We start from the raw sequence: 11,381 nt of genomic DNA on the forward strand, positions 1-11,381 counted from the left end.
AGAACAACCATGCCTCTGACTCGCAAAGCCTATCGCGCCGCCATCCTGCACAGCCTCGCCGACCCCGCCGAAGTGGGCATCGAAGCCTCCTACGAGTATTTCGAGGACGGCTTGCTGGTGGTCGATAACGGCAAAATCAGCGCCCTGGGCCACGCCAGCGAATTGCTGCCGACCCTGCCGGCGGACATCGAGATCACCCACTATCAGGACGCGCTGATCACCCCGGGCTTCATCGACACCCACATCCACCTGCCGCAAACCGGCATGGTCGGTGCCTATGGCGAGCAACTGCTGGACTGGCTCAACACCTACACCTTCCCCTGCGAAAGCCAGTTCGCCGACAAGGCCCATGCCGATGAAGTCGCGGACATTTTCATCAAGGAACTGCTGCGCAACGGCACCACCACCGCGCTGGTGTTCGGCAGCGTGCACCCGCAATCGGTGAACTCCTTCTTCGAGGCCGCCGAGCAGTTGGACCTGCGCATGATCGCCGGCAAGGTGATGATGGACCGCAACGCCCCCGACTACCTGACCGACACCGCCGAATCGAGCTACCTCGAAAGCAAGGCGCTGATCGAGCGTTGGCACGGCAAGGGCCGCCTGCACTACGCCGTCACCCCGCGCTTCGCCCCGACCAGCACCCCGGAACAGCTCACCCTGGCCGGCCAGTTGCTGACCGAATACCCGGATCTGTACATGCAGACCCACATCAGCGAAAACCTCAAGGAAATCGAGTGGGTCAAGGAACTGTTCCCGGAGCGCAAGGGCTACCTGGACGTCTACGATCACTACCAATTGCTGGGTGAGCGCTCGGTGTTCGCCCATGGCGTGCATCTGTGCGACGACGAATGCGCGCGCCTGGCCGAAACCGGCTCGGCGATCTCGTTCTGCCCGACCTCGAACTTCTTCCTCGGCAGTGGCTTGTTCAACCTGCCGATGGCCGAGAAGCACAAACTGAATGTCGGCCTGGGCACCGACGTTGGTGGCGGCACCAGCTTCTCGCTGCTGCAAACCCTCAACGAGGCGTACAAGGTCATGCAGCTGCAAGGCGCGCGCCTGAGCCCGTTCAAGTCGCTGTACCTGGCCACCCTCGGCGGCGCCCGTGCGCTGCGCCTGGAAGACAAGATCGGCAACCTGCAACCAGGCACCGACGCCGACTTCCTGGTGCTGGACTACAACGCCACGCCGCTGCTCGGTTATCGCTTGAAGCAGGCGAACAACATTGCCGAGACGTTGTTTGTGCTGATGACGCTGGGGGATGACCGGACGGTGCAGCAGACCTATGCGGCGGGGAATCTGGTGCATCAGCGGTAGGAAATCGCAGACCAAAAAAATCCCCCGCAATCATCGGATTCCGGGGGATTTTTTATGTCCTGTAGGAGCGAGCCTGCTCGCGATGGTCGTTAACGATTACGCGGGGCATCTGAAACCCCGCGGCGTCTTCCAGTTCATCGCGAGCAGGCTCGCTCCTACAGGGGCGGTGTTAGATTTTCGCCGACGACCGCCCAGGCTTCTTGGTCTGCAACAAATGCGAGAACACCGCATGCAAATCATCCGACGCACTTTCTTCGTCGAGGTTGAGTTTGCTGTCGATGTGATCCATGTGATGCATCATCAAGTCCACCGCCAACTCAGCATTGCGCGCTTCGATGGCGTCGATCAGCTGGGTGTGTTCGTCATAGGAGCAGTGGGAACGGTTGCCGCTTTCGTACTGGGCGATGATCAGCGACGTCTGGGACACCAGGCTGCGCTGGAAACTGATCAACGGTGCGTTTTTCGCCGCTTCGGCCAGTTTCAGGTGAAATTCGCCCGACAGACGGATGCCGGCGCCACGATCGCCGCGGGAGAAGCTGTCGCGTTCGTCGTTGACCATCTGGCGCAACTCGGCGATCTGCTCCGCCGTGGCGTGCTGGACTGCCAGCTCGGTGATCGAACGTTCAACCAGACGGCGTGCGAAGAACACCTGACGCGCCTCTTCGACGCTTGGGCTTGCAACCACGGCGCCGCGATTGGGCCGCAGCAGCACCACGCTTTCATGGGCCAGGCGCGACAACGCGCGGCGAATGATGGTGCGACTGACCCCGAAAATCTCCCCCAGCGCTTCTTCGCTCAACTTGGTGCCGGGCGCCAGACGCTGTTCGAGGATGGCCTCGAAGATATGCGCGTAGACAATATCGTCCTGGGTACCGCTGCGGCCGGCTTTGCCTGCTCGCGGTTGTTTCTTGAGGGGCTGCAACTGTTCGTTCATGGGCACTCGAGTCGGGAGAACTGCGGCGAATTGACCGTGACTGTAATACGGCACAGTGGGTCGCTGGCAAGTATCGCGTAAAAAACACTGCGATTGTACACAATGGTTAGTGTCAAAACGACTGTACGGCTGTTTGTCGCCTCGGCTGTATTGCAATGATTCCTTACGTTTGAGTTTAGGCTTGAACTCGCAATTTCCCATTCATTGTAGGAGCGAGCTTGCTCGCGAAAGAAACCGTGACGCTGCGGGGCGTCAGGCCGCCAGCGTCATCGTTGACGACCATCGCGAGCAAGCTCGCTCCTACAGGTACAAGGATCACTGCCGTCATGAACGACGCCACGCATACGCAGCTGCGCCCATTGGCCGATACCTCTCCATCGGCCATCGTTGCCGGTTTCATCGCGATGATGACCGGCTACACAAGCTCCCTGGTCCTGATGTTCCAGGCCGGCCAGGCGGCGGGGCTGACCAGCGGACAGATTTCGTCGTGGATCTGGGCGATTTCCATCGGCATGGCCGTGTGTTCGATCGGCCTCTCTCTGCGCTATCGCACACCGATCACCATCGCCTGGTCGACCCCCGGCGCGGCGCTGCTGATCACCAGCCTGGGTGGCGTCAGCTACGGCGAAGCCATCGGTGCCTACATCACTTGCGCGGTGCTGGTGACCCTTTGCGGGCTGACCGGCAGCTTCGAACGCCTGGTGAAGAAAATCCCCGCCTCACTGGCGGCCGCGTTGCTGGCCGGCATCCTGTTCAAGATCGGCAGCGAAATTTTCGTCGCCGCCCAACATCGCACCGCACTGGTGCTGGGCATGTTTTTCACCTACCTGGTGGTCAAGCGTTTGTCGCCGCGTTATGCGGTACTGGGCGCGCTGTTGATCGGCACCGCATTGGCCGGGTTGATGGGCCTGCTGGATTTCAGTGCCTTTCGCCTGGAAGTGGCCACACCGGTCTGGACCACACCGCACTTCTCCATCGCCGCCACCATCAGCATCGGCATTCCGCTGTTCGTAGTCGCGATGACCTCGCAAAACATGCCCGGCATCGCCGTGCTGCGCGCCGACGGCTATAACGTGCCGGCCTCGCCGCTGATCACCACCACCGGTATCGCCTCGCTGCTGCTGGCGCCCTTTGGCTCCCACGGGATCAACCTCGCCGCCATCAGCGCGGCGATCTGCACCGGGCCCCATGCCCACGAGGACCTCAACAAACGCTACACGGCGGCGGTCTGGTGCGGGATTTTCTACGGTATTGCCGGGGTCTTCGGTGCGACGCTGGCCGCGCTGTTCGCCGCATTGCCCAAGGAACTGGTGCTGTCGATTGCCGCACTGGCGTTGTTCGGCTCCATCATCAACGGCCTGAGCATTGCGATGAGTGAAGCGAAGGAGCGTGAAGCTGCACTGATCACCTTCATGGTCACGGCATCGGGGCTGACGCTGTTTTCCATCGGTTCCGCGTTCTGGGGGATTGTGGCGGGCGTGCTGACCCTGCTTATCCTGAATTGGCGCAAGAGCTGAAGCTTTCAAAAAATAAACGTCCGACTCTTTGTGGGAGCGAGCCTGCTCGCGATGGACGACAACGATAACGCGTGCTGTCTGAATGAATGCGTTGTCCGGTCGTTTTTCGCGAGCAGGCTCGCTCCCACAATTTTTATGCATTCCTCACATCGAATTAATGCACAGACATCACTGTAATTCCCGCTACCCCCGGCACATTCTTGGCCTGCAGGCGTTCCCTTAAAACAATAAGAACCCAAAGGCCTCCAATGAAAAATCGCCCACTGTTGGGACTGTTTGTCTTTTCAATCTCTGCCAACTCTCTGCAAGTACAAGCCGAAGAAACACCGGAAGGTTTTATTGAAGGCGCAAGCGCCAAAGTGCTTGCACGCAATATGTACTTCAACCGCAACTCCCTCTCCCACTATCCCGACTCCATAGGCTGGGGACAGGGTTTCCTGATGGACTATCAGTCCGGGTTCACCCAGGGCGTCATCGGTTTCGGTATCGATGCAAGTGCCTATACCGCCTACAAGCTCGACGGGGGACGCGGCACGGTGGGCACGGGAATGTTTCCCGCCGAGGGTGACGGCGAAAGAACGGAGTCGTCGACATTCAACGGCTCTGTAAAAGCGAAATGGTCGAACACCGTTTTGAAGTTTGGCGACCTGCGTCCTTATAACCCGGTATTCGCAACGCCCGACTTGAGATTGATGCCGATGACCACCAGAGGCTTTCAACTCTTAAGCGACGACATCGAAACAATCAGTATCGACCTCGGGCACTTCTATTCCTCCCGAGGCTACACGACCACCAACCACGACGAGGGGTTCAAGGCTGGGTATGCCGGGGTCGACGCCGGCGACGTGGACTATGCCGGCTTGACCTGGCAACCGGTCGAGCAAGGCAGCGTCGGCTTCTATGCATCACGGGCTGAAGATCTGTGGCGCCAGTACTACGTGAACGCAAACTACACCGCTCCCCTGGCTCAAGAGCAGACACTGGGTTTCGACTTCAATCTCTATCGCTCGCTGGATACCGGCCAGGCCAATGCCGGCTCGATCAACGTCACCGCATGGTCGCTGGCGACCTCGTACGGCAGTGGCCCGCACACTTACACCCTGTCCTTTCAAAAAGTGCACGGCAGCCAACCGTTCGACTATTTGATGTCGTCCGACGGTACTTACATGGACTCCATCTACCTGGCCAACTCCTCGCAATACGGCGACTTCAACGGCCCGGGCGAACAATCGATAGGCCTGGGTTATGCCTATGACTTTGGCAGCACGGGTTATTTACATACAACGCTAGGACTTCGTTATGTCTACGGCTTTGATATCGATAACGAGAAAGTTGACCCCGATGGCCTCTACGCCTATTTCGCCCACGCGGACAAACAGATCGAACGCGATATCGATCTGAAAACAGTCGTGGAAAGTGGCGCCCTGAAAAACCTCTCCGTGCGCATCCGCTACGCCGATCACTCATTCAGCGGTGACAGCGTCCGGCAACTTCGAATCATTACCGAATACCCCTTCGATCTTTTTTGATCTGTCTCAACACAATAAAAACCCGAGGTTTCATATGAAGAACTTCCAGATCAAGTGTGTGGCGCTGGCTATCACCCTCTCTTCGATGGCGTTGTCCGCACAGGCAGGCACGGTGTATGTGCATGCCGGGCATTTGGTGGATGTCGAGAAAGGCAAGGTGCTGAGCGACCAGCGCATCAAGATCGATGGAGACCGCATCGTCGCCGTTGAGCCCTGGAGCGCGCCGCCGGCCAATAGCACAGTGATCGACTGGTCGACCAAGACCGTGTTGCCGGGCCTGATCGATATGCACACGCACATTTCCGACTGGGACATGACCAACAACGTCGCTGAACCGCTCCTGCATTCCCCTCAAGACGTTGCGCTGATGGGTGCCAAGCATGCCTATCAAACCCTGCGCGCGGGTTTCACCACCGTGCATGACCTGGGCACCTATCGAGCCTTCACCGATGTCGCCCTGCGCGATGCAATCAATGCCAATCGGGTGCTGGGGCCACGCATGAACGTGGTGGGTGCCTACATCACCGTCGCCGGCGGTGGTGGCGAGGTGACCGGATTTGCCCCCGGCGTGGAGATCCCCGCGGATATGCGGGTCGGCGTCTACCGCGATGCCAACGACGCCAAGTTGAAGACCCGCTACCTGTTCCAGCACGGCGTGGACACCATCAAGATGATGGGCACCGGTTCGGTACTGGCAGAGGGCACGGAACCTGGCCAGATGGAAATGACCGAAGAAGAATTGCGCACCGTGGTACAGGAAGCCAAGGTTCACAAAAGCTACGCCACCGTACACGCCCATGGTGCAGAAGGGATCAAGGCGGCCATCCGCGCCGGCGTCAAATCGGTCGAGCATGCATCGCTGCTGGATGACGAAGGCATCAAGCTGGCCAAGGACAACGGCACTTACCTGGTGATGGACATCTACAACGGCGACTACATTAATGAGGTCGGTCGCAAGGAAAACTGGCCGGAGAGTTACCTGCGCAAGAACGCCGAAACCACCGACGTGCAGCGCCAGGCCTTTCGCAAGGCAGTCAAGGCCGGGGTGAAAATCGCTTATGGCACCGACGCCGGCGTGTATCCCATCGGCACCAATGCCAAGCAGTTCACCTACATGGTGAAGTTCGGCATGACGCCGATGCAGGCGATTCAGTCCGCCACCGTGGTCGCCGCCGACCTGCTTGACTGGCAACAGGATGTCGGCGCCGTCAGCGCCGGTCGCTTCGCCGACATGATTGCCGTCGACGGCGATCCGCTTGCCGACATTACCGTTCTGGAGAAATTGCCCGTGGTGATGAAGGGCGGAAGCATCGTGCCAGCCGATCTGCTACCCGGCCTTTGAAAGGCGCAATGAAACCGGCGGTCTGTATGGGGTTTTAATTGAAAAACTCGACCGGCAGGGAAGTTGCTTAGCTGGTAAGATGCGCCGCGTTAATACTCTAGAGGATTGTTTCATGGCCACTAACCGCTCCCAGCGTCTGCGCAAAAAGCTCTGTGTAGATGAGTTCCAGGAATTGGGCTTCGAATTGAACCTGGACTTCAAGGAAGATCTGGCTGACGAGGCAATCGACGCATTCCTCGACGCGTTCCTGAAAGAAGCCATGGAAGCCAACGGCCTGGGCTATGTTGGCGGCGACGACTTCGGTCTGGTTTGCCTGCAAAAGCGCGGCTCGGTCTCCGAAGAGCAGCGTGCTGCCGTTGAATCCTGGCTCAAGGGCCGCAGCGAACTGACCGAAGTCACCGTCAGCCCGCTGATCGACGTCTGGTACCCGGAAAAGCCGATCAATCCGGTAGCTTGATGTTCAAAAGGGCCATCCACTGTGATGGCCCTTTTTGTTTCTCCCCCCCTGCCACATCCCCCCTTCTTCGCGCTTCTTGTTACAAAAACTGTCTCGATTTACGCCTGATTTCAGTACCGCCGGTAAAAAAAATAGCGGATTGGAAGGCCAAGGCACGGCACAAGCCGTAACACCTTGGGGCATAATGCCGACACTTTTGTGACCGCTGAGGGCTTTCATTTTCATGCCCTCGTCTTTTCCCCCTCGACTGCAGGGCCTTATTTCTCATGATCAAATCGTTGCGTCCTTTGCTGCTGGCCAGCTTTCTTTTGCCCCTGGCCCTCCCCGTTTACGCTGAACCGATCAACACCGCCCTGTCGCCCAACGTTGAAAAAGCCCTCAAGGCCAGCAAGTTGCAGGACAACGCCCTGTCGCTGGTGATGATTCCGCTCACCGGACCCGGCACCGCCACCGTTTTCAACGCCGACGTGTCGGTCAACCCGGCCTCGACCATGAAACTGGTCACGACCTACGCGGCCCTGGAAATGCTCGGCCCGAACCACCAGTGGAAAACCGAGTTCTATACCGATGGCACCCTGAGCGGCGGCATTCTCAACGGCAACCTCTACCTCAAGGGTGGCGGCGATCCGAAGCTGAACATGGAAAAACTCTGGCTGTTGATGCGCGACCTGCGCGCCAATGGCGTGACCCAGGTCACCGGCGATCTGGTGCTGGACAAAAACTTCTTCGTGCAGCCGCAACTGCCCGAGTTCAACGACGACGGCAACGACGAGAACAAGCCGTTCCTGGTCAAGCCTGATGCGCTGCTGGTCAACCTCAAGGCCCTGCGCTTCGTTGCCCGCAATGATGGCGGCCGGGTGCTGGTCTCGGTGGAGCCACCCATCGCCAGCATCCGCATCGACAACCAGGTCAAGGCGCTCAACTCCAAGCAATGCACCGGTGGCGTACGCTACAACCCGGTGCCTCAGGCCGATGGCAGCGTGACGGTCACCGTTGGCGGCCAGTTGGGTGACGGCTGCAGCTCGCAGACTTACCTGTCGCTGCTCGATCACGCGACCTACACCGCCGGCGCCGTACGTGCGATCTGGAAAGAGCTGGGTGGCAGCATCCAGGGCAAGGACGTGCTGGCGCCAACGCCGAAAGATGCCAAGGTCCTGGCCCGGGCGTTCTCCCCGGACCTGGCGGAAATCATCCGCGATATCAACAAGTACAGTAACAACACCATGGCCCAGCAGCTGTTCCTGAGCCTGGGGCAGAAATTCCGCACCGACGCCGACGCCGACGACGCCAAGGCCGCCCAGCGTGTGGTTCGTCAGTGGTTGGCGAAGAAAGGCATCACCGCGCCGCACCTGGTCATGGAAAACGGCAGCGGCCTGTCCCGTGCCGAACGCGTCAGCGCCCGGGAAATGGCTTCGATGCTGCAAGCCGCGTGGCACAGCCCTTACGCCGCCGAGTACATCAGCTCGATGCCGATTGCCGGCACCGACGGCACCATGCGCAAACGCCTGAAGACCACCGCGATGCGCGGCGAAGCCCACGTCAAGACCGGTACCCTGAACACCGTGCGCGCCATCGCCGGTTTCAGCCGCGATATCAACGGCAATACCTGGGCCGTGGTGGCGATCCTCAACGACAAGGCCCCGTTCGGCGCTTCGTCGGTACTCGATCAGGTGCTGCTGGACCTGTATCGCCAGCCGAAGCTGCCGCAGACGGCTTCGGTTTTGTAAGCACGCCTCAATCAACTGTGGGAGCGAGCCTGCTCGCGAAGACGGCAGCACATTCAACATCGATGTGACCGATAGACCGCTTTCGCGAGCAGGCTCGCTCCCACAGTGATTGTGTTCAGACCTGGCTCAGTTCATCTCCCCCTGCACCCGATCCCTGCCCGCCTGCTTCGCTGCATAGACCCCCGAATCCGCCCGCAACAGCAGCGCATCCGCGCCCTCGCCGAGTCGCCAACTGGCAATACCGAAACTGGCGGTGACCACCCCGACCACATCGATTGGCGCACTGCGCAGGCTTTGCCACAACTCCAGGGCCAGGGTATGGGCCTGTTCGCCGCTGATGTCCGGGCAGAGCACCATGAACTCTTCGCCGCCCAGGCGGCAGAACACGTCGGTGCGCCGCAGCCGGTTGCCGATGCGCTCGCAAACGGCCTGCAATACCCGATCGCCCACGGCATGCCCATATTGGTCGTTGATCCGCTTGAAGTGGTCGATGTCGAGCATGATCACCGACAACTCGCCGCCGCCGCGCTCCACCCGCGCCATCTCTGTAGTCAGGCGCTCCTGGAAATAACGACGGTTATGGATACCGGTCAGGGAATCGGTGACCGACAACGCGCGCAATTCTTCTTCTACCCGCTTCATATCGGAAATGTCCGAGATGTAGCCGTGCCACAGCACCCCGCCGCCGGGGAGTTCCTCCGGCGTCGCCTCGCCACGGACCCAGCGCAGGCCGCGCTGGGGCAGCTGCACGCGATACTCTTCGCGCCAGGGGCTGAGGTTGTCCGCCGAAGCGCGGATCGACGCGCGAACCCGGGTCGTGTCTTGTGGATGAATGCGGGTGAAGATCGCTTCGGCATTGAGCAGCAGCACGTCCGGCTCCAGCTCGTAGATTTCGCGAATGCCGTCGCTGGCGTAGATCACACTGAAGCGCCCGTCGAACTCCATCTTGAACTGGTAAATCCCGCCAGGCACATGGGCACTGAGCTTCTTCAACAATACATCCCGCGCCGCCAGTGCCTCGTGCACCCGCTTGCGTTCGGTGATGTCGATGCAGACGGCCAGATGCCCGACCCACAGGCCTTGTTCGTCGAGCACAGGCGTGGCCAGCATGTTGACCATCAAATGACTGCCGTCGTTGCGCACCAGCGTCCATTCCCGCGTCTCGTGCCTGCCTTCGACACTGGACTCGACCAGCATCGCCTGGCAGGTCGGCACCGGCTTGCCGAAACGCGCACTCAACTCCACGGAACGGGCCGTGAGCTCCCGAGGCAGATGCAGGTTTTCCAGGGTCATGCGGCCCACCACTTCGGCGGCGGTGTAGCCGAGCATTTGTTCGGCGCCGGCATTGAAGGTACTGATCACGCCGCGCAGGTCCGTGGCGATGATCGCCACCTGGGTCGCGGCATTGAGCACGCCGCGCAATTGACCGTGGGTGCCGCGCAACTCCTGTTCGCGGGCGCGCAATTCCTCGGTCCGCTGCTCGACCATTTTCAGCGCTCGCTGACGCTGGCTCACCAGCACGTAGAGCAATGCACTGAGCAGCACACTCAGCAAACCACCGAGCACCACCATGGTGGTCACCGACGAATGGTTGGCCTGGAGAAAGGCTTCACTGGGGTAAATGTCGACCTGATATTCGTGATCGGCCAGGCGCAACAGGCGGCTGGCGGCCAAGTCACTGACAGCGGGCGGGTTGGGCGATTCAAACAGCACCTCGTGCGCATCCTCGACGGACAGGTCGAGGATGCGCACCGAGAGATAATCGCGCCCCGCTTCCGGCAAGCCGTCGGACAGCAACTGGCGCATGCTGATCACCGCCATCACATAACCGAACGGTTTGCCGGTTGCAGGCTTCGGATCATCACGCAGCATGACCGGCGCCACCAGCAGCACACCCCGCGCATAAGCCGGTTCGATACTGACCAGATACATTGGCTGCGACACCGCCATGCGCCCATGCTGATCGGCACGCTCGAGGGTGGCACGGCGCAACGGTTGCGCCAGCAAGTCGTAACCCAACGGCGCCCCCAGTTTGCTTTGCGTCTGGCTGTACAGCACCGCCACGTACTCATCCCGTTGGGCGGCCGGTTGCAACTGGCCGTCGGCGTTGAGTTCGCGCAGGGTAAAGTTCGTCAAACCCTCGCTCCGCGCGCGTTGTTCGAACGCCGCCCGCTGCTCGCCACTGACCCGTTCGGCGAACGAATAGGCCTGGGTCCGATGCAAAAGGGGTTGGGTATAGCCGTTGAATTCCTCTCGGGAAACCGAATCGGAATTGGCAAAGAAGCGCCGCAGGCCATCGAGGCGCTGTTCCTGATCTTCGAAACGCTCTTCAATGCGGCTGTAACGTTCACTGGCCAGCAGCTGAAAACGTTGGCGCAATTGATGCTTGAACAGATCCAGCGTCGACCACGCCAGAAAGCCGGTGAGCACGCCGCCGACGAGCAATACCAGCAGCGCGACCAGCCAGGCCGAAACATCTTCGCTGATAAAACCCAGGATCTTTGGGCGCACGGCGTGCAACGACATAAACACAACTCAGAACGCCAGGTGCGGGAAAGCCC

At 60.1% G+C, this 11,381-nt stretch carries 9 protein-coding genes; 6 read left to right on the forward strand and 3 right to left on the reverse strand.

The window, feature by feature from the left end:
- Positions 1 to 9: 9 nt before the first annotated feature.
- A complete protein-coding gene (gene guaD / locus ABTV29_RS22445) occupies positions 10 to 1,314 on the forward strand; it encodes a guanine deaminase (RefSeq protein WP_433766844.1) in 1,305 nt (434 codons plus the stop codon).
- A 169-nt stretch (positions 1,315 to 1,483) separates the two neighbouring features.
- Here the strand turns inward: guaD and ABTV29_RS22450 are convergent, their stop codons facing one another.
- Positions 1,484 to 2,248 (reverse strand): GntR family transcriptional regulator, encoded by a 765-nt coding sequence (locus tag ABTV29_RS22450; protein WP_433766845.1) that lies wholly within the window; start codon positions 2,246 to 2,248, stop codon positions 1,484 to 1,486.
- 326 nt (positions 2,249 to 2,574) lie between these two features.
- Here ABTV29_RS22450 and ABTV29_RS22455 point away from each other — a divergent pair, with 326 nt between their 5' ends.
- The 4 genes from ABTV29_RS22455 (at position 2,575) to ABTV29_RS22470 (ending at position 7,093) form a co-directional block, all read left to right on the forward strand.
- On the forward strand, positions 2,575 to 3,765 hold the full coding sequence (locus ABTV29_RS22455; RefSeq protein ID WP_433766846.1) for a benzoate/H(+) symporter BenE family transporter: 1,191 nt from the start codon (positions 2,575 to 2,577) through the stop codon (positions 3,763 to 3,765).
- A 248-nt stretch (positions 3,766 to 4,013) separates the two neighbouring features.
- A complete protein-coding gene (locus tag ABTV29_RS22460) occupies positions 4,014 to 5,294 on the forward strand; it encodes an OprD family outer membrane porin (protein WP_433766847.1) in 1,281 nt (426 codons plus the stop codon).
- Positions 5,295 to 5,328: 34 nt separating this feature from the next.
- The gene (locus ABTV29_RS22465; protein ID WP_433766848.1) at positions 5,329 to 6,636 is read left to right on the forward strand and encodes an amidohydrolase family protein; all 1,308 of its coding nucleotides are present in this window, start codon (positions 5,329 to 5,331) and stop codon (positions 6,634 to 6,636) included.
- Between the two features lie 112 nt (positions 6,637 to 6,748).
- Positions 6,749 to 7,093 carry a YggL family protein gene (locus tag ABTV29_RS22470; protein WP_433766849.1) on the forward strand — a complete coding sequence of 115 codons (345 nt, stop codon included), beginning with the start codon at positions 6,749 to 6,751 and terminating at the stop codon, positions 7,091 to 7,093.
- 3 nt (positions 7,094 to 7,096) lie between these two features.
- On the opposite strand, the gene ABTV29_RS22475 is transcribed toward ABTV29_RS22470, so the two are convergent.
- Entirely contained in the window at positions 7,097 to 7,318 is a 222-nt protein-coding gene (locus ABTV29_RS22475) for a hypothetical protein (RefSeq protein ID WP_433766850.1), read from the reverse strand.
- 41 nt (positions 7,319 to 7,359) lie between these two features.
- Here ABTV29_RS22475 and dacB point away from each other — a divergent pair, with 41 nt between their 5' ends.
- Positions 7,360 to 8,820, forward strand: coding sequence for a D-alanyl-D-alanine carboxypeptidase/D-alanyl-D-alanine endopeptidase (dacB, locus tag ABTV29_RS22480; protein WP_433766851.1), 1,461 nt, complete (start codon positions 7,360 to 7,362; stop codon positions 8,818 to 8,820).
- 126 nt (positions 8,821 to 8,946) lie between these two features.
- On the opposite strand, the gene ABTV29_RS22485 is transcribed toward dacB, so the two are convergent.
- Positions 8,947 to 11,346, reverse strand: a complete 2,400-nt coding sequence (locus ABTV29_RS22485) for a sensor domain-containing diguanylate cyclase (RefSeq protein ID WP_433766852.1) — start codon at positions 11,344 to 11,346, stop codon at positions 8,947 to 8,949.
- Positions 11,347 to 11,381: the final 35 nt, after the last annotated feature.

Source organism: Pseudomonas putida (genome assembly GCF_050989985.1).
Taxonomy (GTDB): Bacteria; Pseudomonadota; Gammaproteobacteria; order Pseudomonadales; family Pseudomonadaceae; genus Aquipseudomonas; species Aquipseudomonas putida_AI.